This window comes from Adhaeribacter aquaticus DSM 16391, assembly GCF_000473365.1.
In the GTDB taxonomy this organism is placed as follows: domain Bacteria; phylum Bacteroidota; class Bacteroidia; order Cytophagales; family Hymenobacteraceae; genus Adhaeribacter; species Adhaeribacter aquaticus.
Genome location: NZ_KI421517.1, coordinates 2,493,491 through 2,515,474, shown reverse-complemented (window position 1 = coordinate 2,515,474; position 21,984 = coordinate 2,493,491). Strand labels below are relative to the sequence as shown.

Here is a 21,984-nt window from a genome sequence, read left to right as displayed (position 1 = left end):
ATTTGACTATATTTGGAATAAGAATTCTTAAAAAATGGTGATACCTGCTGGTTTATTTTTCGTTAAAAACTAGCAATAGTAATAAAAGTTAAGAAATGGATATCCTGATAAAAGTAGGTTTTTTACTGGCCGCTTACCTGATAGGAGCCATTCCGACAGCAGTTTGGGTGGGGAGGGCATTCTTTGGTATTGATGTAAGAGATTATGGAAGTGGTAATGCCGGGGCTACCAATACCTTTCGGGTGTTAGGTAAAAAGCCAGGCTCTTTTGTAATGCTCTTCGATATTTTTAAAGGCTGGGCGGCTACTTCTTTAGCTAATTACCTACTACTGCTTAACCTGATTCCGGCTGAGAATTTAATTCAATATAAACTTATAATGGGGGTGCTGGCGGTACTGGGGCACGTTTTTCCGGTGTACGTAGGTTTTAAAGGAGGCAAAGGGGTGGCTACTTTAATGGGCATGGTCCTGGCCATACATACTCCGGCAGCTCTTATTTGTTTAGGTATTTTTATTGTGGTGCTGCTTATTTCCCGGTATGTTTCTTTAGGTTCTATGATAGCAGCTATTTCCTTTCCTTTACTGTTGTTAATGCCACGTTTCCACCCCGACGAGCCATTATTGATTATATTCGGCTTTCTGCTATCAGCCATGGTTGTATTAACCCATAAAAAGAATATTAATCGTTTGCTGCATGGCCAAGAAAGTAAGGCCAATATCCGGATATTAAACAGAAAATAGTTTAACTTTTAGTCTTAACCTTCAAAACTGCTGCTGCTAAGCTGTAGCCTATCTTTTATCTCATGCAAAGTTATCTCCAGGAAAATAAAGAGCGGTTTATTAACGAGCTGCTGGATTTGTTACGAATTCCTTCTATTAGTGCCGATCTGCAATATAAAGGAGATGTACTAAAAGCAGCCGAATTTATTGCTGATAGACTGCGGGAGGCCGGAGCAGATAAGGTAGAGTTATGTGAAACACCGGGCAACCCAATTGTATATGGCGAGAAAATCATTGATCCGGGTTTGCCTACGGTACTGGCCTATGGACATTACGATGTGCAGCCTGCCGACCCGTTGGAGCTTTGGCACTCGCCACCCTTTGAGCCGGTTATTAAAGATGAAAAAATATATGCGCGTGGAGCCTGCGACGACAAGGGGCAGCTATACATGCACATAAAAGCTTTTGAGTTAATGATGCAACAGCAGGAATTAGCTTGCAATGTTAAATTCATGATAGAAGGGGAGGAAGAAATTGGATCTAATAATCTGGAATGGTTCGTACAAAACAATAAGGAGAAATTAAAGGCCGATGTAATTTTGATCTCGGATACCGGCATGATTGCCAATGATATTCCTTCCATAACTACCGGGCTGCGCGGTTTAAGTTACCATGAAGTTGAAGTTACAGGTCCTAACCGCGACTTGCATTCGGGGTTATATGGCGGAGCAGTGGCTAACCCAATTAATATTTTGTGCAAAATGATTGCGTCTTTACACGATGAGAACAATCATATTACCATTCCCGGATTCTATGATAACGTGGAAGAGTTATCTGAAGCGGAGCGGGCAGAAATGGCTAAAGCACCTTTTAGCCTGGAGGAGTATAAAAAAGCCTTAGACCTGAATGATGTTTATGGTGAAACGGGTTATTCTACTAATGAACGTAACTCCATTCGGCCAACATTAGATGTAAATGGCATTTGGGGAGGATATACTGGTGAAGGGGCCAAAACAGTTATTCCATCAAAAGCATTTGCCAAAATATCGATGCGGTTGGTTCCTCATCAAACATCAGAGGAAATAACAAATTTATTCAGAAAGCATTTTGAGCAGATTGCTCCGGCTGGCGTAAAAGTAGAAGTAAGGCCGCACCATGGCGGTGAGCCGGCCGTTACACCTATGAATTCTATTGCTTATAAAGCCGCGAGTATGGCCTACGAGCAAACATTTGGGAAGAAGCCAGTGCCAATGCGCAGCGGCGGCAGCATACCTATTGTGGCTATGTTTAAACAAGAATTAGGACTTGATTCTGTATTAATGGGATTTGGACTTGATTCGGATGCTATTCACTCACCTAATGAGCATTTTGGAATATTTAACTTCTTAAAAGGTATTGAAACCATACCTTATTTCTTTAAACATTATGCGGAGCTGAGTAAATAATTAAGATAGTATTAATCAAATAAAAAAGGCCTGGTTTTGTACCCAGGCCTTTTTTATTACAATTGGGAAAAAGAACTTAATAGGATTCCCGCTTGTAACTGTAAAACCGCAAACCTGGCGTTGGTTAAAGAGTTGTTTGCATTTTCCCGGGCAAAATTTTTGATTTTACCATTATAGCGTAAGCCTATGCTGATTCCTTTTTCTGTTTGGTAACCAAGGCCGGTTGCAAAGCCGAGCTCCCAAGGCTCCATATCTCCTTTGCTAATGCGCTGCACCTCCTTTTGTTCAATATTGTTTATGCTTACTTCAGTTCGGTCTTGGATACCGGTTAAATAAGATAATTGTGGACCTAATTCAGCAAAAAGGCCTTTTGCTTTTAATCGTAGTAATAACGGAACATCGATATACGTGTAATTAACTTTTCCTTTCCGCTCGTATACGCTGTTCCCGGTTCTAACTTCGTTTTCCATGTATTGGTAGCCTTTTTGGGAAAGAATAACTTCTGGCTGAAAAGAAAGAAAATAACCCAAACCTACATTAGCTGAGATTCCACCGTGAAAAGCTGTTTTGCTGTTTTGATCATTACTTTTCATTAAATCCCCGGATAAGTTTGAGTAATTGAGCCCACCTTTAAATCCAAGTTTTACGGTTTGGGCCTGTGTAATAGAATAGCTAAAAAAAGCAAGCAGTAAGCATATAAATTGTTTCATGGTTTTAGTTCGTAAGTTTTTCTCATTGTGTTCTGGTAAATTGTATTTTGGTAATATAGTTGTTTTACGTTTATGAATAAAAAAGTTTGATTCGAGTTTATATAGTTGCTTGATTAAGGGTGGAAGAATGATTTTGGGTTTGTATTTATTTAATATATGGATTGGATTTAAAGAAAAAAGTTGGTGCGCGTGGTAAGTACCTTGATTCAGTAGAATTTATAATAAAAAAGCCTTAACCGATACACTCGATTAAGGCTTTATATAAGTAGTTTTATATTTTACTATATTGGGCTAAAGAAAAATGTTTTACGCAAATAATTTAATTAAAGAATTATTTGCTACCCCCGCTTATTGGAAAACCAAGCTGTAGTAAGAAAGCAGAATGACGGGCATTAGTTAATTCGTCGTTGCCGGTATTTTTTGCCAGATCTTGAACGCTACCGTTATAACGCACGCCTAAGCTTACTCCATTAGAAGCCTGGAAACCCAAACCAACTGCATACCCAATTTCTAATTCAGCTAAATCATCTTTATTAATTCGCTGATAGTTCTTATTTTCTATGCCATTTATGGTTTCTTCAGTATTATCGCGTACTCCTAATAAATACGAAATTTGTGGACCAGCCTCGAAGAAGATGCCACCGGCATTTATTTTAGCCAGCACAGGTACGTCAATATAATTAAAATTACGTTTTCCTTTTCTTTCCCGGGTGATTCCTAAAAACGTAAATTCTTCATCCTGGTATTGATAGCCTTTCTGATTATATAATATCTCAGGTTGAATGGATAAAAAATTGCCAATCACTGGAAAGTTGGCAGTAATACCACCGTTAAACCCTAATTTGTTCTGATAGATACTTTCATTTTCTAAATCTCCAGCAATATTAGAATACGTTAAGCCGCCTTTTAAACCAATTCTGGTGGATTGTGCTTGTGCAAACGTGAGGCCTAAACATGCTACCAACAAGCATAAAATCTTTTTCATAGTTTGAGTAATTAAGTAAACAGTTAAATATTATTTATGTAATTCTATTTACGTATTCTACTGATGGGTTGGATACAATTTAATCCTGCTTTGTATAGATTTCCGTTGATGGGCCATGACCAGGTAGTAAATGGTTTAACTAGAAATAAGAATTAATAATTCTATTGTTTTTCTTTTAAATGCTTAATTAATAACGTTTTATAAGGCAACCAATGCTGCGTCTTTCCGGGGTGGTAACTGTTCTGTTATTTACTACTGCCTCCAGCGCATCCCGCAAATAATTGTCTTTTACAGAGGTGCTGAGCTGTGGATTATCGTCTATAGCGCCTTTATATTTTAAAATAAACTGACCATTTTGATTTTGCAGCAAAAAGACTTCCGGTGTTTTAGTGGCCCCAAGCTGTGAACTTATTTTTAGATTCTCATCTGAGATAGAAGTACTTAAATTTCCACCAGGAATTATTTGCGCCAATTCTTTTACTCCTCCACCACTATCCTGCATATTGATAGGAACATTCACAAAAACAAAATTTACGCCTTGGCTGCTATAGGCATTCGCTAAGGTTTGTAACCGGCTTTCATACAAACGTGAGTTGGGGCAGGTATTATTTACAAATACAATTACTACAGCTTTGTTAGCAGTTATATTTCTTAAAAAATCTAAATTAGATACCGGCTGCCCTATCTGAGCATTTGATTGCTGCCCAATAGCCGCCAGTGATATAAAGGAACTTATTATAAGAGTAAATATAGCTTTCATAGATTATGTTTCAGATAATTCTGAGGTTAAACAATAACTAAATATAAAGTCGGGATGCAATTCGTAAAATACATGTAGCTTTCTGTACAAGTTGGGCAGAGCAATAGTTGCTGCTAAACTTCCAAAGGTTGCCAATTTAAAAGGTTGTACCTGCAAATGTTCTTTAAATAAAACCTGCCCTTTCCCGTATAGTTTATATAATGTTTCTTTTGTGCACCAATACACCAGGGTTTTTTCTAAGCTGTCTTCTGTATATTGTATTTCAGCCTCAGACAAAAACTTGTGCTTTACTTTCAACACTTTTGAACTAATATTTTCAATATCTATGCCAACTTTATATGTATCAGATAATATAACACCAACTGTATTTGCCGTATGCGAAATAGACAACGAGTAAGTGCTATCTTCGAAAACAGGTTTACCATGTGCATCTACCTGGAGATGTAACTTATCGTTGGTAAATTCCTGCAATAACCGGTAAGCTAATAATCTGCCCGTAAGCCATTGTTTTTGCCGCGGAAGATTCGTAAAGTTTAGTATCTCAAAATTGGCTGGCGCTAATGCTGTTACCTGCTCTTTTAAGCTTTCTATATCTTCTGTAAGGTTCCAGAATCCTAAGACGGTAGCTTCATTGATTTTGCGTATTTCGGTTAATGGCATGAGTAATTTTGCAATAACACTATTTTATAACGGGTAACTTAAAACAGTTTCTGGGTGCAATTATGTAAATATTGGCCTGAAATAGCGTATTCTTGTAAATAATTTCTTTAAACTAATAGTTCGTACTATGGCTAGTCCCGTACAGGTCCAGAAAATTGCAACCCTTACAGGGCATCGAGATTGCATTTATACTTTGGAGCGTTCCGATAAAGCAACTACCTTCTACTCGGCAGCCGGCGATGGCATGGTGGTAGCATGGGATTTAAACGATCCGGAGAATGGTGAATTGGTGGCTCAGGTTACCAATTCTGTTTATGCCCTAAAGTATCTGCCGGTTCCTAATTTGCTTTTAGTCGGGCATAATCAAAATAGCATAGAAGTAATAGATTTAAGCACCAAGCAGGTTAAGAAAACCATTCCGTTGCCTGGTAGTGCTTTCTTTGACATTGCTTACTCCAGTAAAACAAACCAGGTTTATGTAGGAACCGGTGATGGAACCCTGTATATTTTAAATGGGCAGGATTTTACGGTAAAAGCAAGCCTCAGGTATTCGGGAAAAAGCTTACGCTGTTTGGCTATAAACGAAGAAAGAATGGAGTTAGCTGCTGGTTATAGTGATTGTTTCATGCGTATTCTAGATCTGGAAACCGGCGCGGTAAAAGAAGAAATAGAGGCCCATGCTAATTCTGTTTTTACCGTTGTGTATTCGCCTGATAAAAAATATTTATTAAGCGGCAGCCGGGATGCCCATTTAAAAGTTTGGGATGTAACTAATAACTATCAGGAATATACTTCCATTATAGCGCATCTTTTTGCTATCAATCACCTAGCCTTTAGCCCGGATGCACAATATTTTGCTACGTGCAGCATGGATAAATCTGTAAAAATATGGGATGCAAAAACCTTTAAACTTTTAAAAGTAATTGATAAAGCCAGGCACGCCGGACACGGCACTTCCGTGAACAAATTATTTTGGACAGATCGAGTAAATTCGTTAGTTTCGTGTAGCGATGATCGCACCATTTCAGTCTGGGATTTAAACTTTAGCTTGCGGTATGAAAATAACACCATTAGAAATTAGGCAGAAGACTTTTGAGAAGGCTTTTCGTGGATTGGATAAAGATGAAGTAAGTGCTTTTTTGCTGACCTTATCGCAACAGTGGGAAAAGCTGCTCGATGAGAATAAGGATTTAAGAACCAAACTGGATGTGACGAGTAAAGAGGTGCAAAAAATGAAAGAGGTAGAATCTACCTTATACCGCACCTTAAAAACGGCAGAAGATACCGGAAACAGCATGTTGGAGCAAGCTTCTAAAGAAGCAACTTTGCAAGTACGGGAAGCCCAGCTTAAATCGGAGCAGTTATTAAATGATGCCCGCTTGAAGGCTCGTGCCATTATTGAAGATGCTTATGGCCAGTCTGAGAAAGCAATTGCTGAAATGCACAGTGAAGTAAAAGATTTAGAGCTGGAGCATCAGCGCTTAGAAAGCTATGTAGATAATTTATTACGGGATTTAAGAAACCTGGCTACAGACGCTTTAGATAAAGTAGAGAAGAATGCTGCCAAGCAACGTCCTTCTTTATCCAGCATTTTAGCGAAAGCGGCTAACATAAAAGTTAAGCGGGCTGAGTTAGATAAAGTCTTTCAAGATGTTCCATCTGCCGTTACAAGCAACTCTGATCCGGTAATAAATAAAAATATAGGAAATTTATTAATAGACAGGCCGGTTTTCAAAAATGAAATTGACCCTATTCAGCCAATACAACCTATTGAGCCTGTTCAACCCATTCAACCTTTCCAGCCCGAGGTACCGAGTCCGGTTACACCTGTACCCAACCCGGTTGGGCCGGAAATAGAACAGCCAAAACCAGATATTCCGGAAATAGCTCCAGACAGAATAGAAACACCTAGTCCTGATATTCAACCAGTAACACCTAATAATCCGGAAATTCAACCTCAGGTGCCGCAACCCGCTCCGGCTCCTGCCCAGCACAAGCCAGTAAGAGAACTTGCTTCGGCCAGTTCCTCTTTTTTTGATGATTTTGAATAGGTAAAACCTACCATGGGAAGGATTGCTTTAGAAGGTATGGAGTTCTTTGCTTTTCATGGATTCTATGATGAAGAGCAAAAAATTGGGAACAAGTATGGAATAGACTTATACATTTATACCGACCTGCATGCTGCTGCGGCAACAGATGATCTGACGCAAACAGTAAACTATGAGGTGGTATACAAATTAGTATTAGAAGAAATGTTAAATCCTGCCCGCCTGCTGGAGCACCTGGGGCACCGCATTATCGACCGCGTTTACAGTAGATTTCCTTTGATTAGGGCGGTAAAGGTTAATGTGTATAAGTTTAATCCGCCATTGGGAGGTATTTGTCGGCAGGCGAAGGTTACGATAAAAGAAAAACGGTAATTACCCTTCTAGTTATTTAATATAGGGGGAGCTTGATTGCGGTTTAACAAGTTGTATAAGTATTAATAAATACCTAATTAAGGTTAAAAGGACAAAGCCCGAACTTCTTATTTTATAATAAGAAGTTCGGGCTTTGTCCTTTTAATATTGGTTTATATTTTATAAAACGTAAAAATCAGTTGAGTTAATTTTATCGGGTATTTGGTAGTCATTTATCATTTGCATCAAATTACGTTCTATGGTTCTGGAAATAGCAGTTACCGGGGTATCGGTAGCTCTGTTTTCAAATGGATCTTGTAAGTGAATGGCCATTTTTTCTATCAGGAAAAAAGAAGCAGCTATGATTGCTACCATTGGAATTTGCAGAATGCCAAAAGTTTCCAGCAAAGCAAAAGGTAATAATAGTATAAATATAAAAAGTGAGAAGTGAATATATAATCCGTAGGTTACCGGGAATACAGTATTTTTAATTCGTTCACATTTTCCCATAGCGTCACAAAGACGGGTAAGGGTGCCATCTATCTCTACTTGTTGATATTTATTTATCTGACCATCTTCCAAAAGCCTTTTAAGGTCGCGGGCATGCAATTGTAGGAGCGCATTTGGCACGTTATCATGTTTGCTAACAAATTCCAGTTCCCCTGGAGTTAAATATTTGGGTAGCCCTTCTATAGGGGATTCGTTGCGGAGTGATTGTCCTAAGCTATAGCACCAGGCAATTTGCCGGTAAGTAAACCGATCCTGAAAATCTTTGACATTTACTGAAACATAAGGATCGGCTATGAAATTAAGTAACTGCCTGGTAAGGGTTCTGGAGTCGTTAACAATAGCTCCCCAAATAATTCTGGCCTCCCACCACCGATCGTATGCCTGATTTGATTTAAATGCAAGCAATAGCGAAAGTACAGTGCCTAAGATCATGGGGACACTTAACGGGATAGAGATATTAATGACATGAAAATATTTATCCCACGTGCCAATTAAGGTGGCATAAATAAGAACAAAGCTAACCTCATACTTCACTTTGCCAAATACATAGGAGATCGGAATGTTTTTCTTTAATAACATAAGGATTAAAATAAATGGTTAGATACAGCTTTATTAATCAGGTATTAAAGAATTAAGCAATTGCTAGAGACAGACTCCTTGTATATGGCCACATCACAGAAGATTCTCTTTCTGGTGAAGAAGCCTGTAAAATAGCTTTATTTTCCTTCAGGAAAGTCTGGCACGTTCGACCTGTCATTATTTGCAACCCCAACTTTATCAGATGAAGCAAGGGAATAGTTAGGTTTGTAGGTAATACTATTTTTTTCACAGTCTCGCAATTCTAGTACAGTAAAACAATTCCTCCTTAAAAAGACCAATATTGAAAAAAGTTATTAAGGGCTAGTTAAAAAGATATTAAAATTTAGTTAATATAGTTTTGATGAATCTGCGGATTCTTAATGTGAGTTTAATTTGGTAACATAAAGCCTAATGTATGGATTTAGTAAAATTTAAATATTTACCTCCTATCCATAAATAATAAATAGTATTTTCTTAAGTTATTTTTATATTATATTAAAGTTTATATAGATTAAAACAGCATTAAAAGAGGTAATTTGTTTAGGTTCTTACTTTTTAAATGAAAGAACATTTTTTCTGAAGGTGATTTTATAGAGGATATAAATCATTTTAATTTCCTTTATAGGAGGGAGTTACATTATAGTAATTGCCTTCCTAAGTACAGTAACTTGGTGGAAAGAATACTATTTTTTGATTACAATTGGGTTCAAATTAAATTAGTATTCAAGGTAGAAATTTATCTGCCTTTGATTTATAACTACAAGGTTTAACGTATCTATCATGAAGTTACTTAAAGCTGGGTTAAGTATTTTTAGTTGTATAATACTGGTATATGCCCTAAACACTAAAAATGGTGATATTCCTCCTTTAGGTAAATTTTTAAGTCCATTTACAGGCTTTTGGAAAAATGCTGAAGCCACAAGCTCTAATAAATCAGAAAATTTAGACTTAAAAGGATTAAAGGGGGCAGTGGTTGTGCAGTACGACCTAAACCGGGTGCCGCACATTTTTGCCAGTAACAATTACGATTTATATTTTGCCCAGGGCTATGTAACTGCCAAAGACCGGCTTTGGCAAATGGAATTTCAGACGCATGCAGCAGCCGGCCGTATCTCAGAAATTGTTGGGGAAAAAGCTATAGAATTAGACCGGTACCAGCGCCGGATAGGTATGGTTTACGGTGCTCAGCAATCGTTGGCTGGTATTAGGGCCGACCCGGAAACAAAAGAATCTGTTGAAGCCTTTACAGCTGGCGTTAACGCTTATATTAAAAAACTTACTCCTGCTGATTATCCAATAGAATATAAACTGCTGGATTACGAACCTGAGTCCTGGACACCTTTAAAATGTGCCCTTTTATTAAAATTAATGGCTTACGATTTGGCTGGTCAAGGTGACGATCTATATATGACCAATATTTTGAATAAATATGGGCTAGAGGTGGTGCAGGATTTATTTCCTGATTATCCTTTTCGGGAAGTTCCAATTGTGCCTGTTGGTACAAAATTAGATTTTAAGCCTGTTGCGGTGCCTGCTCCTCCTGCTAATTTTAGTGGAGCTTATGTTCCAAACTTGTTTTTAAAGCATAAAGAAGAAGGTATTGGTAGTAATAATTGGGCAGTTTCAGGAGCAAAGTCTGTTACGGGCTATCCCTTACTTGCTAATGATCCGCATTTACAACTAAATCTGCCTTCCATTTGGTATCAGGTGCAGTTAGTGGCTCCGGGTATAAATGCTTATGGTGTGTCTTTGCCAGGAGCGCCTAATATTATTATCGGTTTTAATAAGGAGGTAAGTTGGGGCGTAACCAATGTGGATGCTGATGTGCAAGACTGGTACCAGATAAAGTTTAAAAATAGCTTAAAACAGGAATACTGGCACCAGAACCAATGGAAGCCAATAAGGCAGGTAACAGAAAGAATAAAAGTTCGGGGTAAGAAATCTTTAGTAGATACGGTATATTATACCCACCACGGACCAGTGGTTTATCATAACAAAAAAGAAAAGCCCTTTAAGAAGAATACACCAGTATTTCATGCTTTTCGCTGGATTGCGCATGAAAAATCTAATGAAATACGAACGTTTTATCTTTTAAATCGGGCAAGTAATTATCAGGATTATTTAGCGGCCTTAACCTGGTATACGGCGCCTGCCCAAAATTTTATTTACGCAGATGTTCACCAAGATATAGCTGTTTGGGTGAATGGTAAATTCCCGTTAAAATATAAGAATCAGGGGAAGTTTATATTGGATGGTACAAATCTGGCTCACGATTGGTCTGGTTGGGTGCCGCAAACTCATAATCCGCATCTTAAAAATCCGGAAAGGGGCTTTGTTTTCTCTGCCAACCAATTTTCAACGGGGCCAGATTATCCTTATTATTTAAATTGGCAATATGCTTCCCCCGACCGGGCCATTCGCATCAGTCAGCGCCTGGCTGCTATGCAAAAGGTAAGTGTAGATAGTCTGCGGCAATTGCAAAATGATAATTTTAATATTTTGGGAGAGGCCGTTTTACCTGTTTTACTTTCCCAAATTAATTTAAATAAGCTGCCTAAAAATGAACAGCAGGCCTGGCACGAGCTTAAAAACTGGCGGTACTTGAATAATGCCAATGAAATTCCCCCTACAATTTTTGATGTTTGGTGGCAGAAATTAACCAAAGCTATCTGGCATGATGAATTTAAATCAGGAGAGGGGTTAGAAATGCGTTACCCAAGTCAGGACAGAACTATTCAGCTGATTTTGCAAGAACCACAAGCCCAATGGTTTGATAACGTCAGTACACCTATAAAAGAAACCTTGCCTTATTTAGTTACTAGAACCTTTAGCGAAACAATGGCAGAATTAACCAAACTGCACGGGCCAATTGGTAAAAGCTGGGAGTGGGGTCGGTTTAAAAATACCTCCATTCAGCATATTGCCAGTTTGCCCGGATTTGGAAAAGAAAACATTATGATTGGTGGCGGGCCCAATATTATAAATGCTACCGGAGAAAGAAAAGGTCCTTCTTGGCGCATGGTGGTTGCACTAGGGCCACAGGTAAAAGGTTATGGTGTATATCCGGGTGGGCAATCAGGTAACCCGGGCAGCTTTTATTATGATAACATGATTGAGACCTGGCGGATGGGGAAATTAAATAAATTGGTTTACCTGCAAAGTGCCAATGAGCAAAAGGAAAATGTATTAGCAACCTTAAACCTTCAGCCCGAATAATTTTTTATAAATAATAAACTAAATGCGTCTTTTCCTCCTAATTACTATTGTTGGATTTTTGCTGCAACTGTTTTTGCCTTGGTGGATATTAGCAGTTGTTTCTTTTGTATTGGCCTTTCTGTTAGCCCGAAAAATAAGCCATGCTTTTGTAGCTGGATTTAATGGTATTGCCCTGGGTTGGCTGGCCATGGCTTTATTTCAACATATCCGAAACGATGGGATTCTAACTACCAGAGTAGCCACTTTATTTACGTTACCTCATCCGTTTCTATTAGTACTGGTAACGGTAATCTTAGGAGGTTTGGTAGGCGGTATTGCAGCTTTAGCAGGTTTCTTTACCAGAAAAGTGCTTACAGCTTAAGTTAATTAAATTTCATAACAGTATTTGAGATCATCAATCATACTCCATTAAAAGCTACAGGAACTGCATCAGGAATATGACAATCAGCTATTTACTTGTCTGCCTCCGGAAAAGCTTCATATTAGAGTAATTGGCCAATACTTATGGAAGCAATTGTATTAGGCCCAAAAAATACCTTATTATCCCTTTTCATTTAGTAGAACAGGCAATCAAGTATCTGCTGAATTTTAAACTATACCATCCGGAAAATCAAATTGGGTATGACCAAATAATACCTCTTTCGCCTATTTAGCCGATGTCTTTGCACTACCGCATATCAAAATCGGGGCTGGGACAATGGTTAAACAAGCTTATTATGAATCATAAAGATTTGAAAGAAATGTGGTGGTTCTGGCTTATGATCCAGGATGCCCAGAACTTATTTGCCAAATATAATTTTAACCAGCTTAAGCATCCGGAACAGGGTATGCAAATAACCAAGCCAGGACTATACCAGGTATGGTAAAGCCCGGACTTGGCCTTGAATTATTAAAACGTATAGTTTAAAGCTAAACCTCTGCCTTCTATTCTATTATAAGTTGGGGTGATTGACAAGCCAGAATTATTGCCCTTTTTATGAAGATGAGGTACTAAAATACCTACCGTTGTACCAATTGTATAACCAATGATTACATCGCTTAAAAAGTGCTTCCCCGCTTTTAATCTTAAATAACCAACAGCCGCCGGAACAGCCGCTGCTGCCCCCCAAACAAAAGGACGGGCTGGCGAATCCGGATTAAAATCATTAAAAACTTTAGCTACAAAAAATGTTGCAGTAGCGGTAGCCGCCGGGTGCCCAGCAAAAAATGAATTGCGGGCATTTTTACTGGTTCGCTCACGAATTGGGGCTTCCTGACTGTAAACCAAAGGTCTTTTTCTGTCTACAAGACCAGCAGTCATGGCAAACAAAGCGCCAGTTACAGACATCGTTTCGCCGTAAAGTAAGAAAACCTGGGGGGCATTGTGGTAAACGTCTTTATCCAGAAGTAAGGCCAATGGCATTACAAAAGAGCCGTAAAACGGAATATCACTTAAATTTTTGGCGCTTTCGCTATAATTTCCCGCTGAAAAACGGTCGAAGGCATTAACTTCATTTTTGCTTATTTGCCGTACCGCCTGTTCATTTAAACGATCCTTCTTGCTGATAAAATAAACGCCTAAGCCACTTAATCCAACACCAGCAGCAGTTACAGGTAAATCTACCTTTACTTTAGTTGTATAAGGAGATTCTGTTTGTGCCTGAGTATTAAAGCTAAGTGATAAGACAGAGATTAAAATGAATAAATATTTTTTCATAGTGGTATAGTAAAATCAGAATATTGTAAAAGGTTGAAACGCGTTTTCTCTTTAAAAGTTTATTCCAAATCCGGTATCACCGTGTTTTGGTGAAGGATAAGAATTAGATGTATCTTTGAAATTCAATACTTACTTTAATAATTGAATTAAAAATGTCGAAAATTGAGTCATTAATCTTGTATATAACATTTGGATTGCTCCTTTTCGGTATTGTTATGTCCCGAGCCGACCAATATTGGTTTGATTTTACCTATGCCGTAGAGGATGGGTTTATAGAGTGGATGACGGTTATTGCTTTATGTGTTATTTTGGGCGCTTGCTTGGTCAGGTTCTGGAATTTAAAAAATCGCCGCAAGCCTTTTTTTCTTTTTGCTTTATTAGTATTAGCAGGCCTTTGCTTATTTGTGGCAGGAGAAGAATTAAGTTGGGGGCAGCGCTTATTTCAGGTAAAAAGTTCTGAATTTTTTACCCGTAATAACTCTCAACGCGAAACGAACTTTCATAATTTGGTAGTTGCGGGTAAAAGTATTAACCTCATTATTTTTTCCCGCTTATTAATCTTAGTTATAGCCTTTTATTTACTTGTTCTACCTGTTTTATATAAGCGCTCCAGTAAAATCAGGGATTTTGTAAATCAATCAGCAGTTCCGGTACCTCAATGGTATCAAACGGTTTCTCTTTTGTTAGTTTTTAGTTTGATAGCTTTGTGTCCGTCGGGTAAGCGGGCAGAATTACTGGAATTCGGTACTTGTTTTATGTTTATGAGTATCGTTTTATTTCCTAAAAATGCGGCTATTTTTAAATAAAAAGATGAAATAAAATTGATATTTTAAAATTTCCGAAAGGCGGCTAGTTATATTTTTACTATTAACTGAATATATTAGCTTTGCAAATAAATTTAAATCTGTTACTCAAAAAGGAATGCCATATTTATTCACTTCAGAATCCGTGTCGGAGGGACACCCAGATAAGGTTGCCGATCAGATTTCGGATGCCCTAATTGATAATTTTTTAGCATGGGATCCTGATTCTAAAGTAGCCTGTGAAACACTTGTTACAACAGGTCAGGTAATTTTGGCAGGAGAAGTTAAATCTACTACCTATTTAGATGTTCAGAAAATAGCCAGAGACGTTATTCGTAAAATTGGCTATACTAAGTCTGAGTATATGTTTGAAGCTAATTCCTGTGGTATTCTTTCTGCTATACATGAGCAGTCAGCAGATATAAACCAGGGAGTAGACCGGGTTAATAAACAAGAACAAGGTGCCGGTGACCAGGGTATGATGTTTGGCTATGCTACCAGCGAAACAGATAACTATATGCCTTTAGCTTTGGATTTGGCTCATAAAATATTAATTGAGTTAGCAGCCATACGTCGGGAAAATACAGATATTACTTATTTGCGCCCGGATGCAAAATCGCAGGTAACTATTGAGTATAGCGATGATCATAAACCTATTAGAATTGATGCTATCGTCGTTTCTACTCAGCATGATGATTTTGATTCGGAAGAAGCTATGCAGCAAAAAATTCAGGAAGACATCATTAATATTTTAATTCCGCGGGTAAAAAGTCAGCTGAAGCCTGAACTACAACCTTTGTTTACAGACCAAATTAAATACCATATCAATCCAACCGGTAAATTTGTAATAGGCGGACCTCATGGCGATACCGGGTTAACTGGTCGTAAAATTATTGTTGATACTTATGGAGGTAAAGGGGCGCACGGAGGTGGAGCTTTCTCTGGTAAAGATCCTTCAAAAGTAGACCGTTCAGCCGCTTATGCCACGCGTCATATTGCTAAAAATATGGTGGCCGCCGGAGTGGCCGACGAAATTCTGGTTCAGGTTTCTTATGCTATTGGGGTAAAAGATCCTATGGGTATTTATGTAAATACTTATGGTACCTCTAAGGTTGATTATACAGATGGGGAAATAGCACAAAAAGTAGCTGAGTTGTTTGATATGACACCGTACGGAATAGAAACCAGATTGAAATTACGGAATCCTATTTATGCAGAAACAGCGGCTTATGGGCATATGGGCCGAAAAAATGAAACCGTAACAAAAGTATTCTCAGGCGCAAATGGCGATACGCAAAAGCTTGAGGTGGAATTATTTACTTGGGAAAAGCTGGATTTTGTAGATAAAGTAAAAACTGCTTTTAACTTATAATAAAAAGTTTATAAATATAAAAGCCCGGTAATCTAACTTGATTACCGGGCTTTTATATTTATAAACCTCAAAAGCTAGTGTTGTACTATAATTTAATGAGAGCTCAATTTTTCTTTATATTTCTTTAATTGCCTGCTCATAGAATCTAAAATCTGATCTGTAGCAGATTCAAAAGTGCCTGCTTCTTCTTTTGCAAAGAGAGTAGAGCCCGGTACAAACAATTTAACTTCAACAATTTTATTTTCAGTGGAGCTATTATTGTCATGTTTTAAAAAAACCTCCCCTTCAACAATCCGGTCATAAAAAGTATCGAGTTTATTTAATTTTTGCTGAACAAAATCAGTTAAACCGCTGTCGGCGTCGAAGTGGACGGAATGAATTTGTAATTTCATAGTCTTTAAATTTTAGTTGAACTTACTTACGCTTTAGGATGTGCTTTATCAAAAATCGATTTTAGCTTCTCTATAGAATTATGCGTGTAAACTTGGGTTGAAGCCAGACTACTATGACCCAGCAGATCTTTTATGGCATTCAGGTCTGCCCCTTTATTAAGTAAATGAGTGGCAAACGAATGGCGCAATACGTGCGGACTAGCATGTTCCGATGTTGTAACCAAGTTAATATATTTTTTTACAGTTCTATAAACAAACTTCGGATAAAGCGGAAGTGCTTTATTAGTAACGAGCAGTTTTACGGGAATGTTATCTGAAAATTTGGTTTTTTTCTTTTCCAGATACAGTAATAAGGTGGTGTGTAAAGAGTCGTTTATTGGAATTATTCGCTCTTTATTGCCCTTGCCTAATACCTTAACGGTTTTATTGAAAGAATCAATATCTAATTCTTTAATACCAATTAATTCCGCTAAGCGCATCCCTGTGCCGTACAACAACTCCAGAATAAGTTTGTCCCGGTAACCCTCAAAAGAATCCTCAAATTCAAAAGAATTTAAAAAGGTGTTAAATGTTTCTTCCGGTACAAAGGCAGGAAGCTTTTTGGCCGTTTTAGGTGGGGTAATTTTTAAAGTTGGATTTTGAGTTATCCGGTTGTTTCGGAGTAAAAATTTATAATAAGACCTTAGACAGGCTATTTTGCGGTTAATGGTGCGGGAATCTAAATTTTTTTGAACGAGCGAAACAATCCAGGAACGAATAATTGCGTGATCTGCTTCAGCTAAATCAGTAATTTGGTAAGTGCTAGATAAATATTCGGAAAACTGACCTAAATCAGTTTGGTAAGAGAGAAGCGTATGTGGGCTATAACGCTTCTCAAATTGAAGGTATTTAAAAAATAATTCCATAAACCAGCGGCTGTGTCCTTAACATCACATGCGCTAATTTATGGAATTGTAATATAAAAGCTAGTAAGAACTAGTAATTTTCGTTTGCGAAAAGTTGCTGTTTGTAAATAGCTCTCTCTTTTTGTCTTTTTTTAGACACAGATGGTTTTTCAAAATAAGTACGAGAACGTAACTCTTTTAAAACACCAGTTCTTTCAAATTTTTTCTTGAATCTTTTAAGAGCTCTGTCTACTGACTCGTTATCTTTTACGTTAACAATAATCATTTTTATATATTTCTTTGCTATATTTTTAGGACTGCAAATTTATATACAAAAATACTGAAAATCAAGAGAAAGGTTGAAATATTTTTATGGAGGAGCCGGTATTCTTATTTCGAATTTGCTCCTTAGGCAAGCAAACCTGATAGGGTTATCATAAAAAAAAGATATTTAAGTTTTAATATATTTAAATTCAGTAAACACTTTATAGGGCTTTTTACGTTAAAAACAAAACGTAATCACTTTACATAAAATTCAATGATTTTGGTAAGGCAACCAATTTTAACTTATTTTGTGCCAGATTGCTGGCAGTTTTAATAAAACTCTCCATTATATTCTTCAACTATATACTTTGTAATTAATGCAGGTATTTATAAAGACTAATTATTTACGTCTTCTTATTTTCTTTTGTAGTATCTCCATCTTTTCCTGTAACACCTATAGACAGGGGATAATGTTCCAAAGTACCAATAGTGTAAATGTGGACCGTTTGAAAAAATCACTCGTTAATGTTGAACAGAACTACATTATACAGCCGAACGATTATTTAGAGGTCCGTGTTTATACCAATAAAGGCGAGCGTATTTTTGACCCAAATGGGGAATTGCCTTTTGGAGCACCCGGTGGAGGTGTTGGAGGGGGAAATAACTCTACTTCAAGAGGAAGTACTGTGGTTAGAGGCGGTATTGGTGGCTCCGGGAGAGGTGGAAACGCAGGCAATCAAAACGTTGCTAATAATGAATTTTTAGTTCAGTATGATGGTACTGTTAGGCTGCCAATGATTAATGATGTGAAATTGAGCGGTTATACCTTATTGCAGGCCGATAGTGTTCTTCAGACTTTGTATTCAGAATATTATATAGATCCTTTTGTTACAACCAGAGTTTCAAATAACCGGGTATTTGTTTTAGGTGCTATAGGCGGAGGCGGAGGTGGACAAATTGGAGGAATGATGGGTGGCTCTTTTGGAAGCTCTGCTTCTTTAGGAATGGTGATACAAATGAATGATGACAATATGAATTTATTAGAAGTATTGGCATTGGCAGGGGGAATATCTGGTACAGGAAAGTCTTATAATATTAAGATTATTCGTGATTATATGAATCATGACCCGATTGTGCAGGTAGTGGATTTAAGTACCATAGATGGTATGAAAAGAGCAAATTTAAATATTGAGCCGAATGATGTCATTTATGTAGAACCCAATCCTCGTGTTTTCTTAACTGCATTTCGAGATATTGCACCTGTCGTGAGCACCATGTTTGGTGTAGTTGGCACAATAGTTACTACAATTCTTGTTTTCAATAATTTAGGTCAAAATTAATAGTAACCTAATTTAAAATAATATACTAATTAATGGCAAAAGAGTATTCCGCTGACCTTGATGAGCTAAACAGTAAGGTTAATATTGATTCGGAAGAAGATGAAGGTGGCGGTGAAGTAGATTTTGTAACCCTTTTAATTGTAGCCCGAAAAAGTCTTATCTGGATTGTATTATTGATCCTTTTAGGACTTACTGCTTCCTATTTATTTCTTCGGTATACTAAACCGGTATACCAATCCTCTTCTATTTTAAAAATTAATGAACAATCAGAAGCTAATGCGCTAGGTTTAGGTGGTGCTTTGGGCGAAGCTGCCAGTAATAAAAAAAATATAGAATCTTTATCCGGTGAAGTAGAGCTTATTAAATCTAATTTAATTTATGAAAAGCTCAAAGAGAAATTAGATATAACGGTAAGCTATTACTTAGTAGGAAATGTATTAAATGAAGAAAGGTATAAAACATCACCTTTTAGGATTAAATACACTATTAGGGATGAAAGCTTTTATAATAAAAGGTTTAATATAGACTTTCTGGAAAATGACCAATTCAGACTCTCTTATTTAGTAGGCGAGCAGGAAATTGTTGAAGAACATAAAATTGGAGAACCAATTCATAAGAATGAGATAGATTTAATCATAACGAAAACATCTTTTTTTGATGAAAATGTTTTAGACCAAAATTTCTATTTTGTTATCAATAGTAACTCCGCTTTAAATGATTATTTCAATGAAAATTTAGCCGTTGAGATAATAAATCCGGATGCACATACCATTGGTATTTCTTTTACAGATTATAATCCGCTTAAAGCAGTTGACATTATTAATAAGATAGATTCTGTCTATTTAGAGCAAAAACTTAGGCAAAAAGATCTGGCAACCCGCCAAACGTTAGACTTTTTAGATGAGCAATTGCAGGAAACCCGGGATAATCTTCAGCAGTCTGAAAACCAGATGGAATCCTTTGTCCGGAAGAATAAAACCTATGATGTAAAGGCGGATGTAGGCAAGAGTATGGAGCGGCTGGAAGAATTTCAAAAAGAGCGGCTTGAACTGGGTGTTCAAATTTCATTGCTAAAAGAAGTTTTAAATCTAGTAAATCGTAATAGTAACCTGGAAGAAGTTATTCCTAGCCTGAAGGAGGTAGAGGATTCAGAGCTTTCTGAGCGGGTGACCCAGTTAAGTGATATGCAGTTAAACTACAAGTTATTATTGCGTTCGTATAAGCCGACTACCGAAGCCGTGCAGCTTTATCAGAAGGAAATTGAATTTACAAAGCAAGCAGTTGTAAAACTATTGCAGCAGAACATAGATTTATTACAAAAGCAATCGGTTACCATCGCAAATAATATGCGGGCAATTGAAAGCAATTTGCAACAAATGCCCGAAAAGGAAACAGAAAGAGGCCGGCTCCAGCGTCTTTTTGATTTATACGAGAAGTATTATTTAACCCTGATGGATAAAAAGGTGGAATTTGGTATTGCCAGAGCAGGAACAACCCCCGATTTTCAAATTTTATCATCAGCAAGTGTTCCTAAAGCACCTATCTCGCCCAATAGATTAATTATTTATGCCATTGGTTTAGGAGCTGGATTATTCTTGGGTATTGGACTTATAGGAGCCCGTTACTTGATGCATAATACCATTTCTAACATAAGTGAAGTTGAGCGGAATGTAAAAGCACCTATTTTAGGAATTGTTCCCCGGTATCATAAAGAAAAATTAGCGGCATCTAAATTAATTATTAATAAGAACCCCAAATCCTCTATTAGTGAATCATTTCGGTCTATCAGAACAAATCTAGATTTTATAAGCTCTGCAAAAAGTAAAAGATTAATTTCTGTTACCTCTACTGTAAGTGGAGAGGGTAAGACTTTTGTGGCCGTTAATTTGGGAGGTATCATTGCTATGTCCAATCAGAAGGTAGTTGTACTGGATTTAGATTTGCGCAAGCCCAAAGTAAATATTGCTTTTGATGCTGAAAATTCAGTAGGTGTAAGCACTATTCTAATAGATAAAAGTTCGGTTCAGGAATGTATCCGGAATACGCCAATCCCCAATTTAGATTTTATTTCTGCCGGGCCTACACCTCCTAACCCTTCAGAATTAATATTAAATAGTAAATTTGAGGAAATGTTGCAGGAATTATATCAGTTGTACGATGTAATAATTGTAGATACGCCTCCAATTGGTTTGGTAACTGATGGCATCTTGATAATGCGAAAAGCGGACATACCGCTTTTTATTGTTCGGGCCGATTATTCCAAGAAAGGGTTTTTAAAGAATTTAAGTAAAGTTATTAAAACACATAATTTTAATAAGCTTTCAATAATATTAAATGATGCGAATGCTTCAAATGGGTACGGTTATGGCTATGGTTACGGATATGATTATGGCTATGGAAGTTCTTATTATGAAGAAGATGAAGTAAAAGAGAGCTTTCTAACTCGCCTCAGAAGGAATTTTACATAAGATATGCTTGCGGCTTTAAAGAAAATATTTGCGAAATCAGAATCAACTGAAACAGAATATACAGAAGAATTTTTAGATTTCAGTGATGTCATGGTGGATATGCATTCTCATGTATTGCCCGGTTTAGATGATGGATCTGATTCGCTAGAATACTCTTTGGGAATGGTGGAAGAGTATATCCGCTTTGGATATAAGAAGTTAATTATGACGCCCCACATAATGGGCGATTTTTACAAGAATACCCCAACTGGTATTCGTCAAAAGTTAAAAGAGTTACAGAACGCGGTTAAGGCGAAAGGATGGGATATTGAGCTAAATTGCGCAGCAGAATATTATTTAGATGAATGGTTTTTGAAAAAGTTAGAGGACTCGGAAGAGTTACTTACTTTTGGTGATAACTATTTGCTTTTTGAAACCTCTTTTTTAAATGAACCATTTAATTTTAAAGAGGCTGTTTTTGCACTCAGATCTAATGGGTACAAGCCTGTATTGGCGCACCCGGAAAGATATACCTACCTGTATGGCCGGTTTGATGATTTATTGAGAATGCGTGATACAGGTGTATTGTTTCAAATAAATATCAATTCTTTAATTGGATATTATTCTGAAGGGGCTAAGCGAGTAGCCGAAAAGCTGGTTGACCAAAAACTCGTAGAATTTATAGGTACAGATGCCCATCATAACAAACACATGGATGCGTTAGTTAAAACGGCAAATACGCCTTATTTTAAAAAGGTTTTAGATTTACCTTTACGAAATAAGGAATTATTATAAATGCTTTA

Annotated in this window: 22 protein-coding genes; 13 read left to right on the top strand and 9 right to left on the bottom strand. The window is 37.2% G+C overall.

What is annotated here, in order from left to right; all coding sequences use genetic code 11:
• Positions 1-95: 95 nt before the first annotated feature.
• Positions 96-740 (top strand): glycerol-3-phosphate 1-O-acyltransferase PlsY, encoded by a 645-nt coding sequence (gene plsY, locus ADHAQ_RS0113175; protein ID WP_026463333.1) that lies wholly within the window; start codon positions 96-98, stop codon positions 738-740.
• Between the two features lie 62 nt (positions 741-802).
• Positions 803-2,164, top strand: a complete 1,362-nt coding sequence (locus tag ADHAQ_RS0113170) for a dipeptidase (RefSeq protein WP_026463332.1) — start codon at positions 803-805, stop codon at positions 2,162-2,164.
• A 56-nt stretch (positions 2,165-2,220) separates the two neighbouring features.
• Here the strand turns inward: ADHAQ_RS0113170 and ADHAQ_RS25620 are convergent, their stop codons facing one another.
• The 4 genes from ADHAQ_RS25620 to ADHAQ_RS0113150 form a co-directional block, all read right to left on the bottom strand.
• On the bottom strand, positions 2,221-2,874 hold the full coding sequence (locus ADHAQ_RS25620; RefSeq protein ID WP_051359904.1) for a porin family protein: 654 nt from the start codon (positions 2,872-2,874) through the stop codon (positions 2,221-2,223).
• A 331-nt stretch (positions 2,875-3,205) separates the two neighbouring features.
• Positions 3,206-3,859: a porin family protein gene (locus ADHAQ_RS0113160; protein ID WP_051359903.1), complete on the bottom strand. Its 654-nt coding sequence runs from the start codon at positions 3,857-3,859 to the stop codon at positions 3,206-3,208.
• Between the two features lie 187 nt (positions 3,860-4,046).
• Positions 4,047-4,619 (bottom strand): thioredoxin domain-containing protein, encoded by a 573-nt coding sequence (locus tag ADHAQ_RS25615; RefSeq protein WP_051359902.1) that lies wholly within the window; start codon positions 4,617-4,619, stop codon positions 4,047-4,049.
• Positions 4,620-4,622: 3 nt separating this feature from the next.
• Positions 4,623-5,279, bottom strand: coding sequence for a 4'-phosphopantetheinyl transferase family protein (locus tag ADHAQ_RS0113150; protein ID WP_026463330.1), 657 nt, complete (start codon positions 5,277-5,279; stop codon positions 4,623-4,625).
• Between the two features lie 127 nt (positions 5,280-5,406).
• On the opposite strand from ADHAQ_RS0113150, the gene ADHAQ_RS0113145 reads away from it, so the two are divergent.
• The 3 genes from ADHAQ_RS0113145 to folB are packed head-to-tail and all read left to right on the top strand — an operon-like array spanning position 5,407 to position 7,699.
• The gene (locus tag ADHAQ_RS0113145) at positions 5,407-6,360 is read left to right on the top strand and encodes a WD40 repeat domain-containing protein (protein ID WP_026463329.1); all 954 of its coding nucleotides are present in this window, start codon (positions 5,407-5,409) and stop codon (positions 6,358-6,360) included.
• Positions 6,335-7,330 carry a DivIVA domain-containing protein gene (locus ADHAQ_RS0113140; RefSeq protein WP_026463328.1) on the top strand — a complete coding sequence of 332 codons (996 nt, stop codon included), beginning with the start codon at positions 6,335-6,337 and terminating at the stop codon, positions 7,328-7,330. Before ADHAQ_RS0113145 ends, ADHAQ_RS0113140 begins: the two co-directional genes overlap by 26 nt.
• A gap of 12 nt (positions 7,331-7,342) precedes the next feature.
• Complete coding sequence (gene folB, locus ADHAQ_RS0113135; protein WP_026463327.1) at positions 7,343-7,699, top strand: dihydroneopterin aldolase; 357 nt, start codon at positions 7,343-7,345, stop codon at positions 7,697-7,699.
• Between the two features lie 159 nt (positions 7,700-7,858).
• Here folB and ADHAQ_RS0113130 read toward each other — a convergent pair whose 3' ends face one another.
• A complete protein-coding gene (locus ADHAQ_RS0113130; RefSeq protein WP_026463326.1) occupies positions 7,859-8,767 on the bottom strand; it encodes a bestrophin family protein in 909 nt (302 codons plus the stop codon).
• A gap of 780 nt (positions 8,768-9,547) precedes the next feature.
• On the opposite strand from ADHAQ_RS0113130, the gene ADHAQ_RS0113125 reads away from it, so the two are divergent.
• The 3 genes from ADHAQ_RS0113125 to ADHAQ_RS0113115 all read left to right on the top strand — a co-directional run bounded on the left by ADHAQ_RS0113125 (position 9,548) and on the right by ADHAQ_RS0113115 (position 12,849).
• The gene (locus tag ADHAQ_RS0113125) at positions 9,548-11,983 is read left to right on the top strand and encodes a penicillin acylase family protein (protein WP_026463325.1); all 2,436 of its coding nucleotides are present in this window, start codon (positions 9,548-9,550) and stop codon (positions 11,981-11,983) included.
• Between the two features lie 22 nt (positions 11,984-12,005).
• Positions 12,006-12,344, top strand: coding sequence for a hypothetical protein (locus ADHAQ_RS0113120; protein ID WP_026463324.1), 339 nt, complete (start codon positions 12,006-12,008; stop codon positions 12,342-12,344).
• Positions 12,345-12,699: 355 nt separating this feature from the next.
• A complete protein-coding gene (locus ADHAQ_RS0113115) occupies positions 12,700-12,849 on the top strand; it encodes a hypothetical protein (protein ID WP_157433413.1) in 150 nt (49 codons plus the stop codon).
• Positions 12,850-12,872: 23 nt separating this feature from the next.
• Here ADHAQ_RS0113115 and ADHAQ_RS0113110 read toward each other — a convergent pair whose 3' ends face one another.
• The gene (locus tag ADHAQ_RS0113110) at positions 12,873-13,679 is read right to left on the bottom strand and encodes a phosphatase PAP2 family protein (RefSeq protein WP_026463322.1); all 807 of its coding nucleotides are present in this window, start codon (positions 13,677-13,679) and stop codon (positions 12,873-12,875) included.
• A 152-nt stretch (positions 13,680-13,831) separates the two neighbouring features.
• Between ADHAQ_RS0113110 and ADHAQ_RS25610 the strand changes: the two genes are divergently transcribed.
• A complete protein-coding gene (locus ADHAQ_RS25610; protein ID WP_034256807.1) occupies positions 13,832-14,485 on the top strand; it encodes a hypothetical protein in 654 nt (217 codons plus the stop codon).
• A 115-nt stretch (positions 14,486-14,600) separates the two neighbouring features.
• The gene (gene metK / locus ADHAQ_RS0113100) at positions 14,601-15,854 is read left to right on the top strand and encodes a methionine adenosyltransferase (RefSeq protein WP_026463321.1); all 1,254 of its coding nucleotides are present in this window, start codon (positions 14,601-14,603) and stop codon (positions 15,852-15,854) included.
• A gap of 92 nt (positions 15,855-15,946) precedes the next feature.
• On the opposite strand, the gene hpf is transcribed toward metK, so the two are convergent.
• The 3 genes from hpf to rpsU form a co-directional block, all read right to left on the bottom strand.
• Positions 15,947-16,246: a ribosome hibernation-promoting factor, HPF/YfiA family gene (hpf, locus tag ADHAQ_RS0113095; protein ID WP_026463320.1), complete on the bottom strand. Its 300-nt coding sequence runs from the start codon at positions 16,244-16,246 to the stop codon at positions 15,947-15,949.
• Between the two features lie 26 nt (positions 16,247-16,272).
• Positions 16,273-17,151 (bottom strand): tyrosine-type recombinase/integrase, encoded by an 879-nt coding sequence (locus tag ADHAQ_RS0113090; protein ID WP_026463319.1) that lies wholly within the window; start codon positions 17,149-17,151, stop codon positions 16,273-16,275.
• A gap of 70 nt (positions 17,152-17,221) precedes the next feature.
• Positions 17,222-17,416 (bottom strand): 30S ribosomal protein S21, encoded by a 195-nt coding sequence (gene rpsU / locus ADHAQ_RS0113085; RefSeq protein ID WP_026463318.1) that lies wholly within the window; start codon positions 17,414-17,416, stop codon positions 17,222-17,224.
• Positions 17,417-17,864: 448 nt separating this feature from the next.
• Between rpsU and ADHAQ_RS25605 the strand changes: the two genes are divergently transcribed.
• From ADHAQ_RS25605 to ADHAQ_RS0113070, 3 genes are read left to right on the top strand one after another with little or no spacing between them, the layout of a single operon-like run.
• Positions 17,865-18,734, top strand: coding sequence for a polysaccharide biosynthesis/export family protein (locus ADHAQ_RS25605; protein ID WP_051359900.1), 870 nt, complete (start codon positions 17,865-17,867; stop codon positions 18,732-18,734).
• A gap of 32 nt (positions 18,735-18,766) precedes the next feature.
• Positions 18,767-21,202, top strand: a complete 2,436-nt coding sequence (locus ADHAQ_RS25600; RefSeq protein WP_051359899.1) for a GumC family protein — start codon at positions 18,767-18,769, stop codon at positions 21,200-21,202.
• A 3-nt stretch (positions 21,203-21,205) separates the two neighbouring features.
• On the top strand, positions 21,206-21,976 hold the full coding sequence (locus ADHAQ_RS0113070; protein WP_026463317.1) for a tyrosine-protein phosphatase: 771 nt from the start codon (positions 21,206-21,208) through the stop codon (positions 21,974-21,976).
• Positions 21,977-21,984: the final 8 nt, after the last annotated feature.